Source organism: Serratia sp. SSNIH1, from assembly GCF_002935055.1.
GTDB lineage: Bacteria > Pseudomonadota > Gammaproteobacteria > Enterobacterales > Enterobacteriaceae > Serratia > Serratia nevei.
The window spans coordinates 5,125,228-5,144,162 of record NZ_CP026383.1 but is presented as its reverse complement, the minus strand read 5'-3'; the positions used below and the strand labels follow the sequence as shown (position 1 = coordinate 5,144,162).

The following is an 18,935-nucleotide window of genomic DNA, read 5'->3' as shown; positions in this document are numbered from 1 at the left end:
CCCGGTTCGTTGGTTAAAGCCGTCAATGCGGCGGTATTGCTTGCCCTCCGTTGCGCGCGTTAGAGCTACAGCAACGGTTTTTCCCGGCTAATAGTTGAACAGTTTCGTTTTTTTTCGTTATGGCGCCAATTTTGACCGGGTGGCGCGGAAAAGTAAAACCAATGGCACCATTGGTCGCGAAATGGCAGTAAGTTTTTGTAAAGATGAGACGGATTGCGCCCATTGCTTTAACATCACGGGTAGATTCAGCAACAGATGAGTCGTAAAGGGGTCCATTAACATGCTCCATAAGGCAGATAATTTGGTCGAAGTGCGCGACATGAGCTTCTCGCGCGGCGACCGGCGGATATTTGAAGACATCAACCTGACGGTGCCCCGAGGCAAGGTCACGGCAATCATGGGGCCATCGGGCATCGGCAAAACCACGCTGCTGCGCCTGATTGGCGGCCAGCTGACGCCGGACAGCGGGGAGATTTGGTTCGACGGCGACAACATTCCCGCGTTGTCCCGCCGTCAGTTATACGACGCGCGCAAAAAGATGAGCATGCTGTTCCAGTCGGGCGCGCTGTTCACCGATTTGACCGTATTCGAAAACGTGGCCTACCCGCTGCGCGAGCACAGCAACCTGCCTGAACCCCTGCTGCGCAGCACGGTGCTGATGAAGCTGGAGGCGGTAGGGCTGCGCGGCGCGGCCCAGCTGATGCCCAATGAGCTTTCCGGCGGCATGGCGCGCCGGGCGGCGTTGGCGCGCGCGATCGCGCTGGACCCTGAGATGATCATGTTCGATGAACCCTTCGTCGGCCAGGATCCGATCACCATGGGGGTGCTGGTCAAGCTGATCGACGAGTTGAACCATGCGCTGGGCATTACCTGCATCGTGGTGTCGCACGACGTGCCGGAGGTGTTGAGCATCGCCGACTACGCTTACATCGTGGCCGATCACCGGGTGATCGCCGAAGGCACCACGCAGCAATTGCAGAACAATCCTGATGCGCGCGTGCGCCAGTTCCTGGATGGTATAGCGGATGGGCCGGTGCCGTTCCGCTATCCGGCCGGGGATTATCAGACCGAACTGCTAGGCTTAGGGAGTAAATAAGCTCATGTTATTAAGAGCGTTAGCGTCCTTGGGGCGCAGTGGCATCAACACCAGCGCCAGCTTCGGCCGCGCCGGGTTGATGCTGTTCAACGCGTTGATTGGCCGGCCGGAACCCGGCAAGCAGTGGCCGCTGTTGTTGAAACAGCTCTACAGCGTCGGCGTACAGTCGCTGCTGATCATCATGGTCTCCGGGCTGTTCATCGGCATGGTGCTGGGCCTGCAGGGCTATATCGTGCTCACCACCTACAGCGCCGAGGCCAGCCTCGGCATGATGGTGGCGCTGTCGCTGCTGCGCGAACTGGGGCCGGTGGTGACGGCGCTGCTGTTCGCCGGCCGCGCCGGTTCCGCGCTCACGGCAGAAATCGGCCTGATGAAGGCGACGGAGCAGATCTCCAGCCTGGAAATGATGGCGGTCGATCCGCTGCGGCGCATCGTGGCGCCGCGTTTCTGGGCGGGGCTGATCAGCATGCCGCTGTTGACCATCATTTTCGTGGCGATCGGCATCTGGGGCGGCTCGGTGGTCGGCGTGGATTGGAAGGGCATCGACAGCGGCTTCTTCTGGTCGGCGATGCAGGGCGCCGTGGAGTGGAAAAAAGATCTGCTCAACTGCCTGATCAAAAGCGTGGTATTCGCCATTACCGTAGCCTGGATTGCCATTTTCAACGGGTACGACGCCGTGCCTACCTCTGAAGGGATTAGCCGGGCGACGACGCGTACCGTGGTGCATTCGTCACTGGCGGTGTTGGGATTGGATTTCGTGCTGACAGCACTGATGTTTGGGAATTGATTCGATGCAAACGAAGAAGAGTGAAATCTGGGTTGGGGCATTTATGCTGATCGCGCTGTGCGCCATCGTGTTTATCTGCCTGCAGGTGGCGAACCTTAAATCGATCGGCAGCGAGCCGACCTACCGCATTTACGCGACGTTCGACAACATCGGCGGCCTGAAACCGCGTTCGCCGGTGAAGATCGGTGGCGTGGTGATCGGCCGCGTGGCGGACATCGAGCTCGATCCGAAAACCTACACGCCGCGCGTGGCGCTGGATATCCAGAAAAAGTACGACCAAATCCCGGATACCAGCTCGCTGGCGATCCGCACCTCCGGCCTGCTGGGCGAGCAATATCTGGCGCTTAACGTGGGCTTCGAAGATCCTGACATGGGCACCACCATTCTGAAAGACGGCGGCACCATCCAGGACACCAAATCAGCCATGGTTCTGGAAGATCTGATCGGCCAGTTCCTGTATAAAAGCGGCGGTCAGGACAGCGCCAAATCGGGAGACGCGGCCGCTGAGCCGGCTGCCGGCGTCGCACCGCAACCCGTTGTTCCAAATCATTAAGAGAGGATACCTGCATGTTTAAACGTTTACTGATGGTGGCTCTGCTGGTGGTTGCACCGCTGGCGAGCGCAGCCGACCAAACCAATCCTTACAGCATGATGCAAGACGCGGCGCAGAAGACCTTCAGCCGTTTGAAGAACGAACAGCCGAAGATCAAGCAGGACCCGAACTACCTGCGCTCCATCGTGCATCAGGAACTGATGCCGTTCGTGCAGGTGAAATACGCCGGCGCGCTGGTGCTGGGCCGTTACTACAAAGACGCGACGCCTGCGCAGCGCGAAGCCTACTTCACCGCCTTCCAGGCTTACCTGGAGCAGGCTTACGGCCAGGCGCTGGCGATGTACCACGGCCAGACTTACCAGATCGCGCCTGAACAGCCGCTGGGCAATGCCGACATCGTGGCCATTCGCGTCACCATCATCGACAACGGCGGCCGCCCGCCGGTACGTCTGGATTTCCAATGGCGCAAGAACAGCAAAACCGGCTATTGGCAGGCGTATGACATGATCGCCGAAGGCGTCAGCATGATCACCACCAAGCAGAACGAGTGGGCATCCACGCTGCGTACTCAGGGCATCGATGGCCTGACCAAACAGCTGCAGGCCGCTGCCGCGCAGCCTATTACGCTGGACAAGAAAAACTGATGTCGGCAGCGCTCAGCTTCGAATCACAGCAGCAGACGCTGATCCTGCGCGGTGAACTGGACCGGGAAACGCTGCAGCCGCTGTGGCGGCAGCGCGACGCGCTGATGGCGGGTAAAACCGCGATCGACGTAGCGCAACTGGAGCGCGTGGACTCCGCCGGGCTGGCGCTGTTGCTGCATCTGCAGGAAGAGCAGCGCGAGCGCGGCGTAGCGCTAAAAATTTTCGGCGCCACCGAGCGCCTGAAAACGCTGATCGCGCTCTACAACCTGCAGGCGATAATACCTGTCGATACCGCCGTTTAGCGGCGTTTTACGCCGCGCTTGCGTGGTAAAACGATACAAAGCCCCTGTTATGCAGGGGCTTTTTCTTTAGTTTAAGAAAACATCGTATTCCACTAAGATACTAGGCTGTTTATGATCCTTTAGCGGCAGAACTGGATACTATGGAAACCAACGAGATTAAAGACGTGCTGATGCAGGCATTGGCACTGGATGAAGTACATGTGACGGGCGACGGCAGCCATTTTCAGGCGATCGTGGTCGGTGAACTGTTCGCCGGTATGAGCCGCGTCAAAAAACAGCAGACGGTTTACGCACCGCTGATGGAATACATTGCGGACAACCGCATTCATGCCTTGTCTATCAAGGCGTACACCCCTGAAGAGTGGCAGCGAGACCGCAAACTCAACGGATTTTAAGACTGTTTGCCCTGCCGGGCGGGCAGCTTCAGATTAGATAACAGAGAGTAGTCAGATGGATAAATTTCGTGTGCAGGGTCGGACTCGCCTGAGCGGTGAAGTGTCTATTTCCGGGGCCAAAAACGCCGCCCTGCCGATCCTGTTCGCCGCCCTGTTGGCGGAAGAGCCGGTTGAGCTGCAGAATGTCCCTAAGCTGAAGGACATCGACACCACCATTAAACTACTCAACCAGTTGGGTACCAAGATTGAGCGCAACGGTTCGGTCTTCGTGGACGCCAGCGGGGTGAACGAGTTCTGTGCCCCTTACGATCTGGTGAAAACCATGCGCGCATCCATCTGGGCGCTGGGGCCACTGGTGGCGCGCTTTGGTCGCGGCCAGGTTTCCCTGCCGGGCGGCTGCGCGATCGGTGCGCGTCCGGTCGATCTGCACATCACCGGCCTGGAGCAGTTGGGTGCCGAGATCAAGCTGGAAGAAGGTTACGTCAAGGCGTCCGTCGAGGGCCGCCTGAAGGGCGCGCACATCGTCATGGACAAGGTGAGCGTGGGCGCGACCGTGACCATCATGAGCGCCGCGACCCTGGCGACCGGCACCACCGTTATCGAGAACGCCGCGCGTGAGCCGGAAATTGTCGATACCGCCAACTTCCTCAACACGCTGGGCGCGAAGATCAGCGGCGCCGGCAGCGACAAAATCACCATCGAGGGCGTCGAGCGTCTGGGCGGCGGCGTGTACCGCGTGCTGCCTGACCGCATCGAGACCGGCACCTTCCTGATCGCCGCCGCAGTTTCCGGTGGCAAAGTGATGTGCCGCAACACCCGTCCGGACACGCTGGATGCGGTGCTGGCCAAGCTGCGCGAAGCCGGGGCCGATATCGAAGTGGGTGAAGACTGGATCAGCCTGGACATGCACGGCAAACGCCCGAAAGCGGTCACCGTGCGCACCGCGCCGCACCCGGGCTTCCCGACCGACATGCAGGCCCAGTTCAGCCTGCTGAACCTGGTGGCGGAAGGCACCGGTGTCATCACCGAGACCATCTTCGAAAACCGCTTCATGCACGTGCCGGAACTGATCCGCATGGGCGCGCACGCGGAAATCGAGAGCAACACCGTGATTTGCCACGGCGTTGAGCAGCTGTCCGGCGCTCAGGTAATGGCGACCGATCTGCGCGCTTCCGCCAGCCTGGTGATCGCCGGCTGCATCGCCGACGGCGTGACCGTCGTCGATCGCATCTACCACATCGATCGCGGCTATGAGCGTATTGAAGACAAGCTGCGCGCGCTGGGTGCGAACATCGAGCGCGTGAAAGGCGAGTAAGTGATTAGCGCCGGCGCGGCTGCGTCGGCAGGATGAAAATCAAGGGCCGGCTATCAATGCCGGCCCTTTTTTTAATTGCTGTCTTCCGGGAATTCACCCACCGTCATTTTCAACGTAATGCGTTTGCCGTCGCGCAGCACGATAACCGGTATCTCGGTGCCCGGCCTGATCTCCGCGACCTGATCCATGGTCTCCAGCACGGACACCGCCGGTTTGTTATCCACGTTGATGATGATGTCGTTGATCTGGAAACCGGCGCTGCTCGCCGGGCCGTTCGGCGTAATTTCGGTCACGATGATGCCCTGCAGGCGATCGATGCCGGAATTGGAGGAGCGCAGCGGAATGATCTCCTTACCCTGAATGCCGAAATAGCCACGGATCACGCGGCCGTCGCGGATCAGCTTATCCATGATTTTGGTGGCCAGTTCGATCGGAATGGCGAAGCCGAGGCCCTCCGGCGTTTCGCCGTCGGTGATTTTGTCATAGGTCAGGGTGTTGATGCCGATCAGCTCGCCCAGCGAGTTGACCAGCGCACCGCCGGAGTTGCCGCGGTTGATTGAGGCGTCGGTCTGCAGGAAAGTCTGTCGGCCGGTGGTGCTCATACTGATGCGCCCGGTGGCGCTGAGGATGCCCTGAGTGACGGTCTGCCCCAGGTTATACGGGTTGCCGATCGCCAGCACCACGTCGCCGACGTGGGCAACGCGGTTTTTGTTGGTCGGGATCACCGGCAGGTTGCCGGGGTCGATCTTCAGTACCGCCAAATCGGTCAGGCCGTCGGAGCCGACCAGCAGCGCTTCGTAGCGGCGGCCGTCCTGCAACACCACGGTGATCTGCTGGGCGTCTTTGATCACGTGGCGGTTGGTGATGATATAGCCGCGTTCGTTCATGATCACGCCGGAGCCGAGCGACAGCACGTTGGCGGCGCCGTTCAGGTTGCGGTTGTAGATGTTGACCACGGCGGGCGCGGCGCGGCGCACCGCCTTGTTGTAGCTCACCGGTGTTTCGTCGCTGGTATTCTCGGTTTTCTCTGCAAACAGGCCGTTGGAAGAGCGCAGCATGGGCAGGGCAGCCAACAGCAGGCCGGCAACGATGAGACCGATAACGACAGAACGCAAGAGCTTAGCAAACATGGAGTTTTCGTGGTGTGGTGAACGATGTTCGGAGGATAGCATGAGTTAACCGGGCGCAGTATGTCACCGAGCCCGGTTTTTGCACAAATTAACGCAGCAGCAGATAAATGGTTTCAGTACCGCGCACGATATTGAGCGCCATCACCGGTGGCTTGGCTTCCAGCACCTTGCGCAGCACGGTGATGCTGTCCACGCGCTGGCGGTTGACGCCGATGATCACGTCGCCTTTTTGCAGGCCGATTTGCGCCGCCGTCGAGCCTTTATCCACGTTCTCTACCTTCACGCCCTTGTCGCCGCTCGGCAGCGCACCGTTGCTGAGGGAAACCCCCTGCAGCGCCGGCGACAGCGTTTCGGCATTGGTCGAGGCGCTCTCGCTGTTGTCCAGCGTGACCGAAACTTCCTGCGGTTTGCCGTCGCGCAGCAGGCCCACCTTGAGGGTTTTGCCCGGCGCGGTGGTGCCGACTTTGGCGCGCAGTTCGGCGAAGCTGCTCACCGGTTTACCGTCGACGGAGACCAGGATATCCCCGGCCTTGATGCCCGCCTTGGCGGCGGCGGATTTCGGCAGCACTTCGCTGACGAAGGCGCCGCGCTGCGCGTCGGTGTTGAAGGCTTTGGCCATATCCGGGGTCATTTCGCTGCCCTTGATGCCTAGCAGGCCGCGTTTCACTTCGCCGAATTCAATCAGCTGCTGGCTCAGGTTCTGCGCCATATTGCTCGGAATGGCGAAGCCGATGCCGACGTTGCCGCCGCTCGGCGCCAGAATGGCGGTATTGATGCCGATCAGCTCGCCGTTCAGGTTAACCAGCGCGCCGCCGGAGTTGCCACGGTTGATGGAGGCGTCGGTCTGAATGAAGTTTTCCAGCCCTTCCAGATTCAGGCCGGAGCGGCCCAGCGCCGAGATAATGCCGGAAGTGGCGGTTTGGCCCAGGCCAAACGGGTTGCCGACCGCGACGGCAAAGTCGCCGACGCGCAGCTGATCGGAGTCGGCCATCTTGATGGCGGTCAGGTTTTTGGTGTCGCTGAGCTGCAGCAGGGCGATGTCGGATTGCTCATCGCGGCCGACCAGCTTGGCGTCCAGCTCGCGACCGTCGTTCAACTGTACGCGGATTTTATCGGCGTTGTTGATGACGTGGTTGTTGGTCAGCACATAGCCTTTGGCGGCGTCGATGATCACGCCGGAACCCAGCCCTTCAAACGGACGGGAGCTTTGCTGCTGGCCGGGGAAGTTAGGGCCGAAGAAGCGTCTGAACTCTTCCGGCAGTTGTTGACGCTGCACCTGAGTGCCGGCGACATGCACGCTCACTACGGCGGGCAAGACTTTTTCCAGCATCGGCGCCAGGCTCGGCAGCGGCTGCCCCTGAACGGCGACGGGCAGGGCCGCGTTGGCCACCGGTACGGAGCTGAGCGTCAGGCCGAGGCTCATTGCCAATGCACTAAGAATTAACGACTTTTTCTTCATTGATTATAACTCTCTCAATACCTGCCGATGAAAATTTGATGATAAGGCAATCACCTTGTCATAGTGAAGGGTAAGACCGTGAATTTGCGTGCAAAGTTCAGTAAAGGTAATGCGAGGGAAGGTCAAGACGGTAAACGGAGGAAGCCCGCGGGTGGCCCCGCGGGCGAAGGGGGTCAGTCGCGGCGCGCGCTTTGCCCGCGCAGCAGGCCGGAGGCGCCTTCCGAATAGTCGCGCGGCATTTCCACCGGCGCTTGATCGTTGTCTGCTTCCGCTTCGGTCAGGCGATAGCGGAACGGATTTTCCTGCATCGGCAGATCCGGCAGCAGGTTGTTCGAGCTTTTCGCCATGTGCTGATACAGCTGACGATAATCGCGCGCCATGTTGTCCAGCAGCTCGGCGCTACGGGCAAAGTGGCCGACCAGCTCCTGACGGTACTCTTCCAGCTCGGTTTTGCTCTTGTCCAACTCGTTCTGCAGGACTTGTTGTTGACGTAATTTACGGTTGCCAAAACGCATCGCCACCGCACCAATCACGATACCGACGACCAAACCAATCAGCGCATACTCCCAGGTCATGATGACTCCTATTTTGACTTCGTTGTTCCGCAGGGATTTTTCACTTAATAATATCCACTATAACCGTTAACCTTGTCCGAGTGGAATCCTGATGCGCTTCCACCTAATTTTTACAGGGTTTTCAGCGGCGCCCGCAGCGGACATTTGTGGCGATAACGGTGCGAATCAGCATCAACTTGCCGCCAACGTTGGCTAAATAATTTCTAAGCGTTCTTAGGGAACATCGAACAGATGCAGGCACTATCACCGTTATCTCGCTACCAGCAGGCGCTGGATGCGGGGGAATATCAGGCCGATGAGGTTCAACGCCGGGCCGTCACTCAACTGGATCGCATTTATCAGGCTCTGTTGCAAAAGCCGGCGGCGAGCGCGCCTGCCGGCGGGCTGCGCGGTAAGCTCAGCCGCTTGCTGGGCAAGGGCGGCGACACGGCGCCGCAGCGCCCGGTGCAGGGGCTGTATATGTGGGGCGGCGTCGGGCGCGGCAAAACCTGGTTGATGGATATGTTCTTCCACAGTTTGCCGGGCGATCGCAAAATGCGTCTGCACTTTCATCGCTTCATGCTGCGGGTGCATGAAGAGCTGACCGAGCTGCAGGGGCGGGAAAACCCGCTGGAAATCGTCGCCGACGGCTTTAAGGCCGAGACCGACGTGCTGTGCTTCGACGAATTCTTCGTGTCCGACATCACCGACGCCATGCTGCTGGCCACGCTGCTGCAGGCGCTGTTCGCGCGCGGCATTACGCTGGTGGCCACGTCGAACATCCCGCCGGACGATCTGTACCGCAACGGTCTGCAGCGGGCGCGTTTCCTGCCGGCCATCGATCTGATCAACGAGTACTGCGACGTGATGAACGTCGACGCGGGCATCGACTATCGTCTGCGTACCCTGACCCAGGCGCACCTCTACCTGACGCCGCTGAGCGACCAGACGCGCGAGACGCTGGATCGGATGTTCGTCAAGCTGGCGGGCAAGGCGGGGGAGGATGCGCCGGTGCTGCAGATCAACCATCGGCCGCTGCAGGCTATCCGTTCGGTGGACGGCGTGCTGGCGGTGGATTTCCACACGCTGTGCGAAGAAGCGCGCAGCCAACTGGACTACATCGCGCTGTCGCGGCTGTATCACAGCGTGATCCTGTATAATGTGCAGGTGATGGGGCCGCTGAAAGAGAATACCGCGCGCCGTTTCCTGGCGTTGGTGGACGAATTCTACGAGCGGCACATCAAGCTGGTGATCGGCGCCGAAGCGTCGATGTTCGAGATCTATCAGGGGGTGCAGCTGAAATTTGAATTCCAGCGCTGCCTGTCGCGCCTGCAGGAAATGCAGAGCGAAGAGTACCTCAAGCTGCCGCATTTGCCCTGAGCCTGCCGGGCTTGCCGCCGCCGTATCGCCGGTTGTCCGCCGCCGGCGATAAATTTATTTTCCATTCAAAAACCGTTCGATCTTTGTGAGCGACTTCTCTATAATCTTGCGACCCCACGTTACAACAAAGTTTTTTTTCCCAAAAACTTTATAGTGCCGGCAATGGCTATTCGAAGGGGTAGGTTTGCTGGACTTGTATGGTCGTGTGAGCCTCAACTGTTTTCGAGCGTTTGGGTGTTCACCAACGTGTAACTAATTATTGGGTAAGCTTTCTAATGAAAACTTTTACAGCTAAACCAGAAACCGTAAAACGCGACTGGTACGTTGTTGATGCAGATGGTAAAACTTTAGGCCGTCTCGCTACTGAACTGGCTCGTCGCCTGCGCGGCAAGCATAAAGCGGAATACACCCCGCACGTGGATACCGGTGATTACATCATCGTTCTGAACGCTGACAAAGTTGCTGTAACCGGCAACAAGCGTACAGACAAAGTGTACTACCACCACACCGGCCACATCGGTGGTATCAAGCAAGCGACCTTTGAAGAGATGATTGCCCGCCGTCCTGAGCGCGTGATTGAAATCGCGGTTAAAGGCATGCTGCCAAAGGGCCCGCTGGGTCGTGCTATGTTCCGTAAACTGAAAGTTTACGCGGGCACCGAGCACAATCACGCGGCACAGCAACCGCAAGTTCTGGACATTTAATCGGGATTAATGGCAATGGCTGAAAATCAATACTACGGCACTGGTCGCCGCAAAAGCTCCGCCGCTCGCGTCTTCATCAAGCCGGGCAACGGTAACATCGTTATCAACCAGCGCAGCCTGGAACAGTACTTCGGTCGCGAAACTGCCCGCATGGTAGTTCGTCAGCCGCTGGAACTGGTCGACATGGTTGGCAAACTGGATCTGTACATCACCGTTAAAGGTGGTGGTATCTCCGGTCAAGCTGGCGCCATCCGTCACGGTATCACCCGTGCACTGATGGAGTACGATGAGACTCTGCGTTCTGAACTGCGTAAAGCTGGCTTCGTCACCCGTGACGCTCGTCAGGTTGAACGTAAGAAAGTCGGTCTGCGTAAAGCACGTCGTCGTCCGCAGTTCTCCAAGCGTTAATTTCCGCTGCTTCGGCAGTGCGATTTACGCAAAAAACCCGGTGCTTCACCGGGTTTTTTTATGCCTGAAATCCGCCGCCCCCGACTAAAATCTGTGGCATATCAGACAATTCAACATGAATTCGCCGCACCGTCCCCACAAAACAAGCAAAATCTGGTAAACTATCACCCACTTTTGCGCCTGTTCGCCGTGCAGTTGACCTCCTGGGCCGGTTTTTCATGGGCTCGGGTCGCGCTGCGTGCTGCCGGCCTGCGGCAAGATTATTCAGGATAGCAGCCTGTCAGTTGGCTATTCGCAGTATTTTCTAGATAACTTGGAGGTTTTCATGGCTGTCGCTGCCAACAAACGTTCGGTAATGACGCTGTTCTCTGGCCCGACCGACATTTTTAGCCATCAAGTACGTATCGTACTGGCGGAGAAAGGTGTCAGCGTCGAGATCGAGCAGGTCGAAATGGATAACCTGCCGCAAGATCTGATTGACCTCAACCCTTACCAGACGGTGCCTACGCTGGTCGATCGCGAACTGACCCTGTATGAATCCCGCATCATCATGGAATACCTGGATGAGCGCTTCCCGCACCCGCCGCTGATGCCGGTTTACCCGGTTGCCCGTGGCGAGAGCCGTCTGATGATGCTGCGCATCGAGAAGAACTGGTACTCGCTGATGGACAAGATCGAGAAGAGCAGCGGTCAGGAAGCGGAATCCGCCCGTCGTCAGCTGCGTGAAGAGCTGTTGGCGATCGCGCCGATCTTCGGTCAGGCGCCGTATTTCATGAGCGAAGAGTTCAGCCTGGTGGATTGCTACCTGGCGCCGCTGTTGTGGCGTCTGCCGCAGCTGGGCATTGAATTGAGCGGTGCCGGCTCCAAAGAGCTGAAAGGCTACATGACCCGCGTCTTCGAACGCGACGCTTTCCTGGCTTCCCTGACCGAAGCCGAGCGTGAAATGCGCCTGCAAACCCGGGGCTAAGCGCGATGGACATGTCTCAGATGACGCCGCGTCGCCCGTATCTGCTGCGGGCGTTCTATGACTGGCTGCTGGATAACCAGCTGACGCCGCACCTGGTGGTCGACGTGACTCGCCCGGACGTGCAGGTGCCGATGGAGTTCGCGCGTGACGGCCAGATCGTGCTGAATATCGCGCCGCGCGCGGTAGGCAACCTGGCGTTGGGCAACGAAGACGTGCAGTTCAACGCGCGCTTCGGCGGCGTGCCGCGTCAGGTTTCGGTGCCGATGGCCGCCGTGCTGGCGATCTATGCGCGTGAAAACGGCGCCGGCACGATGTTCGAACCGGAAGCCGCCTACGACGAGAGCGAAGGCGTGTTCGAAGGCCTGGACAATGAGACGATCCCTTCGGAAACCCTGATGTCGGTGATCGACGGCGATCGCCCGGATACCGCGGAAGACAACGGCCCGGACGACGAGCCGCCGCAGCCGCCGCGCGGTGGCCGCCCGGCGCTGCGCGTGGTGAAGTAATCCCGCGCGAACAAACGAAAAAGCACCCTATGGGGTGCTTTTTTTTGCCCGGCAGAAACGGATCAGCCTTTCAAGGCGGCAATGCAGGCATCGCGCGGCGCGCTGAGATCGCCTACGCGCACGGTGGACAAGGCACGGGCCGCGCGCTCACGGAAGCTGGTGATGGCGGTGTCGCCTTGCACTTCCGGCGGCGCGGTGCAGATGTCATTGAGCGGGAGATCGTTGCCTTTGTTGAGCGCCTGCAATACCGCCGCCGGGTTGTAGATCAGGGCCGCGGAGAGGGCAGATTTAATGCCGGCGGTAAATCCGGCATTGCCGCCGCCGGCCAGCTTGGGCGCCAGGGCAATCCAGCTGTCGTCCCCCAACCGGATGCTGTTTTCCACGGCGCTGAACTGCCCGGCCTTGCCCAACTGTGCCACGACCGGCCGCGCGCCGCGCGCTTCGATATTGTAACCGACCTCCTGCGAATCCAGCGCCATGGCTGAAGCGCTGAAACTGACGGCCAGCAGTGCGCCGGCCAACAGGGAAATGGAGCATTTCATGTTCGCTATCCTTATCTCGGTGTCAGGCGCAGCCGCGCCCCGCAATGGTGCTAACTCAATACTATAGCGCGTTGAAGCGGTGAGGTGAGGGGAGGTTGTTACAAAGCGTGGCAGGCTAAAAACAGAGGCCCGGCAATGTGCCGGGCCTCTGGCGGTACGGAAGGTTTACACTTCCAGGTAGTTCATGATGCCGTCTGCCGCCTTGCGGCCTTCGGCGATCGCCGTCACCACCAGGTCGGAACCGCGCACCGCGTCGCCGCCGGCGAAGATTTTCGGGTTGCTGGTCTGGAACGCGTTGTCGCTGCCTTCCGGCGCCAGGATGCGGCCCTGTTTATCGAGCTGCACGTCGTGCGCCGCCAGCCAGTCCATACGGTGTGGGCGGAAGCCGAATGCCATCACCACCGCGTCGGCGTCGATCACGTGTTCGGAACCCGGCACCTGCTCCGCCGCCTGACGGCCGTTGGCATCCGGTGCGCCCAGCTGGGTGCGTACCATCTTCACCCCGGCCACGCGGCCGGCGCTGTTCAGCTCGATGCTCAGCGGCTGCAGGTTAAACTGGAAATCTACCCCTTCTTCCCGGGCGTTTTTCACTTCGCGCTTGGAACCCGGCATGTTGGCTTCGTCGCGGCGGTAGGCGCAGGTGACCTGCGTCGCGCCCTGGCGCACCGAGGTACGCACGCAGTCCATGGCGGTATCGCCGCCGCCCAGCACCACCACGCGCTTGCCTTCCATGCTGACGTAAGGCTCGTGCTGCTCGGTTTCATAGCCCATCAGCTGCTTGGTGTTGGCGATCAGGAACGGCAGCGCGTCGTACACGCCCTGCGCTTCCTCGTTCTCCAGGCCGCCGCGCATCGACTGATAGGTGCCGACGCCGAGGAATACTGCATCGTACTCGCTCAGCAAGGTCTCCATGCTGATGTCTTTGCCCACTTCGGTGTTCAGCTGGAACTCGATGCCCATCTCGCTGAAGATGCCGCGGCGTTTGACCATCACTTCCTTTTCCAGCTTGAAGGCCGGGATGCCGAAGGTCAGCAGGCCGCCGATCTCCGGATGACGGTCATATACCACCGCCTTGACGCCGTTGCGGGTCAATACGTCGGCGCAGGCCAGCCCGGCAGGGCCGGCACCGACAATCGCCACGCGCTTGCCGGTCGGCTGCACGTGCGACATGTCCGGCTTCCAGCCCATTTCGATGGCTTTATCGCTGATGTAGCGTTCGATATTGCCGATGGTGACCGCGCCGAACTCGTCGTTCAGGGTGCAGGAGCCTTCGCACAGGCGATCCTGCGGGCACACGCGGCCGCACACTTCCGGCAGGCTGTTGGTCTGATGCGCCAGGTCCGCCGCTTCCATGATGCGGCCTTCGTTGGCCAGCTTCAGCCAGTTCGGGATGTAGTTGTGCACCGGGCACTTCCACTCGCAATACGGGTTGCCGCAGGACAGACAGCGGTCCGCCTGGGCCTTGGCCTGGGTTTCCGAAAACGGTTCGTAGATCTCGACGAACTCGATTTTGCGGATCTTCAGCGGTTTCTTTGGCGGATCAACACGCTGCAGGTCGATAAATTGGTAAACGTTCTGGCTCATTAATGACCTACCTCTTACTGCGCCTGCACCCGCAGCTCGGCTGCGGAACGGCTACGGTGACCCAACAGCGCTTTGACATCGCTGGACTTCGGTTTGACCAGGGCGAACTTCGGCGCCCACTCCGGCCAGTTGGCCAGGATCTCTTCCGCGCGGGAAGAGCCGGTCGCCTGCACGTGTTCGGTGATCAGGCCGCGCAGGTGCTCCTCATGGATCGCCAGCTGATCGACATCCAGCACTTCCACCAGCTCCGGGTTCACGCGCTTGCGGAACTCGCCGTCTTCGTCCAGCACGTAGGCGAAGCCGCCGGTCATGCCCGCACCGAAGTTGATGCCGGTTTTACCCAACACGCAGACGATGCCGCCGGTCATGTATTCGCAGCCGTTGTCGCCGATGCCTTCCACCACGGTGATGGCGCCGGAGTTGCGCACCGCGAAGCGTTCGCCCGCGCGGCCGGCGGCGAACAGCTTGCCGCCGGTGGCGCCGTACAGGCAGGTGTTGCCAACGATGCTGGCTTCATGGCTACGGAAGGCGGAGCCGATCGGTGGACGCACCGCGATGCTGCCGCCGGCCATGCCTTTGCCGACATAGTCGTTGGCGTCGCCGGTCAGGGTCAGCTCGACGCCGCCGGCGTTCCAGACGCCGAAGCTCTGCCCGGCGGTGCCGGAGAAGTGCGCCTTGATCGGATCGGCCGCCATGCCCTGATCGCCGTGCACGTCGGCGATAGCGCCGGACAGCATGGCGCCCACGGAGCGGTCGGTGTTGCGAATGTCGAAGTAGAAGGTTTTACCCTGCTTCGCTTCGATATGCGGTTGCGCCTGCGCCAGCAGTTCTTTGTTCAGCAGACCCTTGTCGAACGCCGGGTTGCTGCTTTCGGTGCAGTACACCGCTTTACCCGGATGCGGCGTGGCGGTTTTCAGCAGCGGCGACAGATCCAGCTTGTTCTGCTTGGCAGAGATGCCGTCCAGCTCGGTCAGGAACTCGGTGCGGCCGATCAGATCCACCAGTTGGCTCACGCCCAGTTGCGCCATGATCTCGCGGGTTTCACGCGCGATAAACTGGAAGTAATTCGTCACGCGTTCCGGCAGGCCGTGGTAGTGATCGCGGCGCAGCTTGTCGTCCTGAGTCGCGACGCCGGTCGCGCAGTTGTTGAGGTGGCAGATGCGCAGGTATTTACAACCCAGCGCCACCATCGGCCCGGTGCCGAAGCCGAAGCTTTCCGCACCCAGGATCGCCGCCTTGACGATGTCCACGCCGGTTTTCAGGCCGCCGTCCACCTGCAGGCGGATCTTGTGGCGCAGGCCGTTGGCCACCAGCGCCTGCTGGGTTTCCACCAGGCCCAGCTCCCAAGGACAGCCGGCGTATTTCACCGAGGACAGCGGGCTGGCGCCGGTGCCGCCGTCGTAACCGGCGATGGTGATGAGATCGGCATAGGCTTTTGCCACGCCGGTGGCGATGGTGCCGACGCCCGGTTCGGACACCAGTTTCACCGAGATCACCGCCTTCGGGTTGACCTGCTTCAGGTCGAAGATCAGCTGCGCCAGGTCTTCGATCGAGTAGATGTCGTGGTGCGGCGGCGGGGAGATCAGGGTCACGCCCGGCACCGAGTAACGCAGTCTGGCGATGTACGGAGTGACCTTGTCGCCCGGCAGCTGGCCGCCTTCGCCCGGCTTGGCGCCCTGCGCCACCTTAATCTGGATCACGTCGGCGTTCACCAGGTAGGCCGGCGTCACGCCGAAGCGGCCGGAGGCTACCTGTTTGATGCGCGACACCTTGTTGGTGCGGTAGCGCGCCGGATCTTCGCCGCCTTCGCCGGAGTTGGAGAAGCCGCCGAGGCCGTTCATGGCGATCGCCAGCGACTCGTGCGCTTCCGGGCTCAGTGCGCCGATCGACATCGCCGCGGTGTCGAAGCGTTTGAACAGCGACTCCGCCGGTTCAACCTGATCGACCGGGATCGGTTCGCCTTTCGGCGTGATGGCCAGCAGATCGCGCAGCATGGCGACCGGCCGCTCGTTCACCAGTTTGGCGTAGGCCTGATAGTCACTGTATTCCCCGCTGTGCACCGCTTTTTGCAGCGAGTTCACCACGTCCGGGTTGTAGGCGTGGTATTCGCCGCCGTGCACGAACTTCAGCAGGCCGCCTTGCTCCAGCGGCTTGCGTTTCAGCCAGGCGCGCTTGGAGAGGTTCTGCAGATCCTGCTGGAAATCGCTGAAGCTGGCGCCGCCGATGCGGCTGACCACGCCCTGGAAGCACAGATCCGCCAGATCGCGGTGCAGGCCGACCGCTTCGAACAGCTTGGAGCAGCGGTAAGAGGCGATGGTCGAGATGCCCATTTTGGACATGATCTTGTACAGGCCTTTGTTGATGCCGTTGCGGTAGTTCAGCATCACATCGCGGTATTTCTTGTCGATCGCCTGGCTGTCCACCAGCTTGGCCAGGGTTTCATAGGCCAGGTACGGGTAGATGGCGGTCGCGCCGAAGCCGAGCAGCACGGCGAAGTGGTGCGGATCGCGGGCGCTGGCGGTTTCAACGATCAGGTTGGCGTCGCAGCGCAGGCTTTTCTCTACCAGGCGAGTTTGCACGGCGCCAACCGCCATCGGGGCCGGTATCGGCAGGCGGCCGGGCGCGATGGCGCGGTCGGACAGCACCAACAGCACCGCACCTTCGCGCACCTTGCGTTCCGCTTCGTCGCACAGGGCGCGAATGGTTTGCTCCAGATCCTGCTGCTGCGGATCGAAGGTCAGATCGAGCGTCTCGGCGCGATAGTATTCGCCTTCCAGCGTGGTGAGCTGTTTGAAATCGGAGTACAGCAGGATCGGCGATTTGAAGCTCAGGCGGTGCGCCTGGCCTTCGGCTTCGCAGAACACGTTCATTTCACGGCCGATGCTGGTGGCCAGCGACATGACGTGCGCTTCGCGCAGCGGATCGATCGGCGGGTTGGTGACCTGCGCGAACTGCTGGCGGAAATAGTCGTAAACGATGCGCGGCCGGCTGGAGAGCACGGCGAACGGGGTATCGTCGCCCATCGAACCGGTGGCTTCCTGGCCAATCTCGCCCAGCACGCGGATCACCTGATCCAGCTCTTCGCTGCTGTAGCCGAACTGTTTCTGGTAGGTTTCGAGCTGCGCGTCGTCGAGCTCGCGGCTGCCGACCTGATCGTCCGGCAGATCTTCGAACGGCACCAGACGTTTGACGTTTTTCTCCATCCACTCTTTATACGGATGGCGGCTTTTCAGATCGTTGTCGGTCTCCGCCGAGTGCAGGATGCGGCCGCTGCGGGTGTCGATCACCATCAGCTCGCCGGGGCCGACGCGGCCTTTTTCCACCACTTCGTCCGGCTGGTAATCCCAGATGCCGACTTCGGAGGCGCAGGTGATCAGCTTGTCTTTGGTGATGACATAGCGCGCCGGGCGCAGGCCGTTGCGATCGAGGTTACAGGCGGCGTAGCGGCCGTCGGACATCACGATGCCGGCCGGGCCGTCCCACGGCTCCATGTGCATCGAGTTGAAGTCGAAGAAGGCGCGCAGATCGCCGTCCATGTCCGGGTTGTTCTGCCAGGCCGGCGGCACCAGCAAGCGCATGGCGCGGATGAGATCCATCCCGCCCGCCAGCAGCAGCTCCAGCATGTTGTCCAGCGAGCTGGAATCGGAGCCGGTTTCGTTGACGAACGGCGCGGCGGCCTGCAGATCCGGGATCAGCGGCGTTTGGAATTTATAGGTACGTGCGCGCGCCCATTGGCGGTTGCCGGTGATGGTGTTGATTTCGCCGTTGTGCGCCAGGTAGCGGAACGGCTGCGCCAGCGGCCAGCGCGGCACGGTGTTGGTGGAGAAGCGTTGGTGGAACAGGCAAATGGCCGATTCCAGGCGCAGGTCCGCCAGATCGAGATAGAAGCGCGGCAGATCCGCAGGCATGCACAGGCCTTTATAGATCGTCACCAGGTTGGAGAAGCTGCAGACGTAGAAGCTGTTGTCCTGCACCCGTTTTTCGATGCGGCGGCGCGCCACGAACAGGCGGCGCTCCATATCGCGCGGGCGCCAGCCGGCCGGGGCGTTAACGAAGATTTGCTCGATGCGCGGCAGGGAGGAGAGGGCGATTTCACCCAGCACGTCCGGGTTGGTCGGCACTTCACGCCAGCCGACGATCGACAGCGTTTCGTTTTGCAGCTCTTCTTCCACGATGCGGCGGCTGAGGCGCGCTTCCTCTTCATTCTGGCTGAGGAACATCATGCCGACGGCGTAGTTCTTGGCTAAACGCCAGCCGCGCTCTTCTGCCACCATGCGGAAGAAGCGATCGGGTTTTTGCAGCAACAGGCCGCAGCCGTCGCCGGTCTTGCCGTCGGCCAGGATCGCGCCGCGGTGTTGCATGCGGGCCAGCGCGTGAATGGCGGTGCGAACCACCTTGTGGCTAGGTTCGCCTTCTATGTGGGCGATCAGGCCGAAACCACAGTTGTCCCTCTCTTGGGATTTATCGTACAACATATCAGTGAACCTCCCCAGGCTCTGCGTGACTCTCACAACCTACTGCGAGGGGGCTTCCCAATTTCAGGCAGAAGTCCAATCAGCAAGTTAACCCCGCCAATCTGCTTTTCCGCCCTCCATCAATGGCCTCTCGT

The 18,935-nt window shown here is 60.6% G+C and carries 18 protein-coding genes; 12 read left to right on the top strand and 6 right to left on the bottom strand.

Going from position 1 to position 18,935, the window contains the following annotated elements:
• Window positions 1-280: 280 nt before the first annotated feature.
• The 7 genes from mlaF to murA all read left to right on the top strand — a co-directional run bounded on the left by mlaF (window position 281) and on the right by murA (window position 5,092).
• Window positions 281-1,096 carry a phospholipid ABC transporter ATP-binding protein MlaF gene (gene mlaF, locus C3F38_RS24780; protein WP_038879647.1) on the top strand — a complete coding sequence of 272 codons (816 nt, stop codon included), beginning with the start codon at window positions 281-283 and terminating at the stop codon, window positions 1,094-1,096.
• Window positions 1,097-1,100: 4 nt separating this feature from the next.
• Window positions 1,101-1,883 (top strand): lipid asymmetry maintenance ABC transporter permease subunit MlaE, encoded by a 783-nt coding sequence (gene mlaE, locus C3F38_RS24775; RefSeq protein WP_038879645.1) that lies wholly within the window; start codon window positions 1,101-1,103, stop codon window positions 1,881-1,883.
• A 4-nt stretch (window positions 1,884-1,887) separates the two neighbouring features.
• Complete coding sequence (gene mlaD, locus C3F38_RS24770; RefSeq protein ID WP_055316831.1) at window positions 1,888-2,436, top strand: outer membrane lipid asymmetry maintenance protein MlaD; 549 nt, start codon at window positions 1,888-1,890, stop codon at window positions 2,434-2,436.
• Between the two features lie 14 nt (window positions 2,437-2,450).
• Window positions 2,451-3,080: a phospholipid-binding protein MlaC gene (gene mlaC, locus C3F38_RS24765; protein ID WP_038879639.1), complete on the top strand. Its 630-nt coding sequence runs from the start codon at window positions 2,451-2,453 to the stop codon at window positions 3,078-3,080.
• Window positions 3,080-3,382 carry a lipid asymmetry maintenance protein MlaB gene (mlaB, locus tag C3F38_RS24760; RefSeq protein ID WP_038879636.1) on the top strand — a complete coding sequence of 101 codons (303 nt, stop codon included), beginning with the start codon at window positions 3,080-3,082 and terminating at the stop codon, window positions 3,380-3,382. Before mlaC ends, mlaB begins: the two co-directional genes overlap by 1 nt.
• 140 nt (window positions 3,383-3,522) lie before the next feature.
• Complete coding sequence (gene ibaG / locus C3F38_RS24755) at window positions 3,523-3,777, top strand: BolA family iron metabolism protein IbaG (RefSeq protein ID WP_004937066.1); 255 nt, start codon at window positions 3,523-3,525, stop codon at window positions 3,775-3,777.
• Between the two features lie 55 nt (window positions 3,778-3,832).
• Window positions 3,833-5,092, top strand: a complete 1,260-nt coding sequence (gene murA, locus C3F38_RS24750) for a UDP-N-acetylglucosamine 1-carboxyvinyltransferase (RefSeq protein ID WP_004937068.1) — start codon at window positions 3,833-3,835, stop codon at window positions 5,090-5,092.
• 71 nt (window positions 5,093-5,163) lie between these two features.
• Here the strand turns inward: murA and degS are convergent, their stop codons facing one another.
• The 3 genes from degS to zapG form a co-directional block, all read right to left on the bottom strand.
• On the bottom strand, window positions 5,164-6,222 hold the full coding sequence (degS, locus tag C3F38_RS24745) for an outer membrane-stress sensor serine endopeptidase DegS (RefSeq protein ID WP_019453130.1): 1,059 nt from the start codon (window positions 6,220-6,222) through the stop codon (window positions 5,164-5,166).
• An 88-nt stretch (window positions 6,223-6,310) separates the two neighbouring features.
• The gene (degQ, locus tag C3F38_RS24740) at window positions 6,311-7,681 is read right to left on the bottom strand and encodes a serine endoprotease DegQ (protein WP_038879628.1); all 1,371 of its coding nucleotides are present in this window, start codon (window positions 7,679-7,681) and stop codon (window positions 6,311-6,313) included.
• 173 nt (window positions 7,682-7,854) lie between these two features.
• Complete coding sequence (gene zapG / locus C3F38_RS24735; protein WP_004937074.1) at window positions 7,855-8,256, bottom strand: Z-ring associated protein ZapG; 402 nt, start codon at window positions 8,254-8,256, stop codon at window positions 7,855-7,857.
• 231 nt (window positions 8,257-8,487) lie between these two features.
• Here zapG and zapE point away from each other — a divergent pair, with 231 nt between their 5' ends.
• The 5 genes from zapE to sspB all read left to right on the top strand — a co-directional run bounded on the left by zapE (window position 8,488) and on the right by sspB (window position 12,200).
• On the top strand, window positions 8,488-9,615 hold the full coding sequence (zapE, locus tag C3F38_RS24730) for a cell division protein ZapE (protein WP_047729785.1): 1,128 nt from the start codon (window positions 8,488-8,490) through the stop codon (window positions 9,613-9,615).
• A gap of 275 nt (window positions 9,616-9,890) precedes the next feature.
• A complete protein-coding gene (gene rplM / locus C3F38_RS24725; RefSeq protein ID WP_004937079.1) occupies window positions 9,891-10,319 on the top strand; it encodes a 50S ribosomal protein L13 in 429 nt (142 codons plus the stop codon).
• A 15-nt stretch (window positions 10,320-10,334) separates the two neighbouring features.
• On the top strand, window positions 10,335-10,727 hold the full coding sequence (rpsI, locus tag C3F38_RS24720; protein WP_004937080.1) for a 30S ribosomal protein S9: 393 nt from the start codon (window positions 10,335-10,337) through the stop codon (window positions 10,725-10,727).
• A 325-nt stretch (window positions 10,728-11,052) separates the two neighbouring features.
• Window positions 11,053-11,694: a stringent starvation protein SspA gene (sspA, locus tag C3F38_RS24715; protein WP_004937082.1), complete on the top strand. Its 642-nt coding sequence runs from the start codon at window positions 11,053-11,055 to the stop codon at window positions 11,692-11,694.
• 5 nt (window positions 11,695-11,699) lie between these two features.
• Window positions 11,700-12,200 carry a ClpXP protease specificity-enhancing factor gene (gene sspB, locus C3F38_RS24710; protein WP_004937084.1) on the top strand — a complete coding sequence of 167 codons (501 nt, stop codon included), beginning with the start codon at window positions 11,700-11,702 and terminating at the stop codon, window positions 12,198-12,200.
• Between the two features lie 62 nt (window positions 12,201-12,262).
• Here sspB and C3F38_RS24705 read toward each other — a convergent pair whose 3' ends face one another.
• From C3F38_RS24705 to gltB, 3 genes are all read right to left on the bottom strand, one after another.
• A complete protein-coding gene (locus C3F38_RS24705) occupies window positions 12,263-12,742 on the bottom strand; it encodes a hypothetical protein (protein ID WP_038879622.1) in 480 nt (159 codons plus the stop codon).
• Between the two features lie 165 nt (window positions 12,743-12,907).
• Window positions 12,908-14,326, bottom strand: a complete 1,419-nt coding sequence (locus tag C3F38_RS24700; RefSeq protein ID WP_038879621.1) for a glutamate synthase small subunit — start codon at window positions 14,324-14,326, stop codon at window positions 12,908-12,910.
• 14 nt (window positions 14,327-14,340) lie between these two features.
• Window positions 14,341-18,801: a glutamate synthase large subunit gene (gene gltB / locus C3F38_RS24695; RefSeq protein ID WP_055316829.1), complete on the bottom strand. Its 4,461-nt coding sequence runs from the start codon at window positions 18,799-18,801 to the stop codon at window positions 14,341-14,343.
• Window positions 18,802-18,935: the final 134 nt, after the last annotated feature.

What these genes read in the sequence shown, in the direction of transcription:
- degS (WP_019453130.1), bottom strand. Translation starts at nt 6,222, where the DNA reads ATGTTTGCTAAGCTCTTGCGTTCTGTCGTTATCGGTCTCATCGTTGCC.
- murA (WP_004937068.1), top strand. Translation starts at nt 3,833, where the DNA reads ATGGATAAATTTCGTGTGCAGGGTCGGACTCGCCTGAGCGGTGAAGTG.
- mlaD (WP_055316831.1), top strand. Translation starts at nt 1,888, where the DNA reads ATGCAAACGAAGAAGAGTGAAATCTGGGTTGGGGCATTTATGCTGATC.
- sspB (WP_004937084.1), top strand. Translation starts at nt 11,700, where the DNA reads ATGGACATGTCTCAGATGACGCCGCGTCGCCCGTATCTGCTGCGGGCG.
- mlaE (WP_038879645.1), top strand. Translation starts at nt 1,101, where the DNA reads ATGTTATTAAGAGCGTTAGCGTCCTTGGGGCGCAGTGGCATCAACACC.
- ibaG (WP_004937066.1), top strand. Translation starts at nt 3,523, where the DNA reads ATGGAAACCAACGAGATTAAAGACGTGCTGATGCAGGCATTGGCACTG.
- mlaC (WP_038879639.1), top strand. Translation starts at nt 2,451, where the DNA reads ATGTTTAAACGTTTACTGATGGTGGCTCTGCTGGTGGTTGCACCGCTG.
- rplM (WP_004937079.1), top strand. Translation starts at nt 9,891, where the DNA reads ATGAAAACTTTTACAGCTAAACCAGAAACCGTAAAACGCGACTGGTAC.
- C3F38_RS24705 (WP_038879622.1), bottom strand. Translation starts at nt 12,742, where the DNA reads ATGAAATGCTCCATTTCCCTGTTGGCCGGCGCACTGCTGGCCGTCAGT.
- degQ (WP_038879628.1), bottom strand. Translation starts at nt 7,681, where the DNA reads ATGAAGAAAAAGTCGTTAATTCTTAGTGCATTGGCAATGAGCCTCGGC.
- zapE (WP_047729785.1), top strand. Translation starts at nt 8,488, where the DNA reads ATGCAGGCACTATCACCGTTATCTCGCTACCAGCAGGCGCTGGATGCG.
- sspA (WP_004937082.1), top strand. Translation starts at nt 11,053, where the DNA reads ATGGCTGTCGCTGCCAACAAACGTTCGGTAATGACGCTGTTCTCTGGC.
- mlaF (WP_038879647.1), top strand. Translation starts at nt 281, where the DNA reads ATGCTCCATAAGGCAGATAATTTGGTCGAAGTGCGCGACATGAGCTTC.
- zapG (WP_004937074.1), bottom strand. Translation starts at nt 8,256, where the DNA reads ATGACCTGGGAGTATGCGCTGATTGGTTTGGTCGTCGGTATCGTGATT.
- C3F38_RS24700 (WP_038879621.1), bottom strand. Translation starts at nt 14,326, where the DNA reads ATGAGCCAGAACGTTTACCAATTTATCGACCTGCAGCGTGTTGATCCG.
- mlaB (WP_038879636.1), top strand. Translation starts at nt 3,080, where the DNA reads ATGTCGGCAGCGCTCAGCTTCGAATCACAGCAGCAGACGCTGATCCTG.
- rpsI (WP_004937080.1), top strand. Translation starts at nt 10,335, where the DNA reads ATGGCTGAAAATCAATACTACGGCACTGGTCGCCGCAAAAGCTCCGCC.
- gltB (WP_055316829.1), bottom strand. Translation starts at nt 18,801, where the DNA reads ATGTTGTACGATAAATCCCAAGAGAGGGACAACTGTGGTTTCGGCCTG.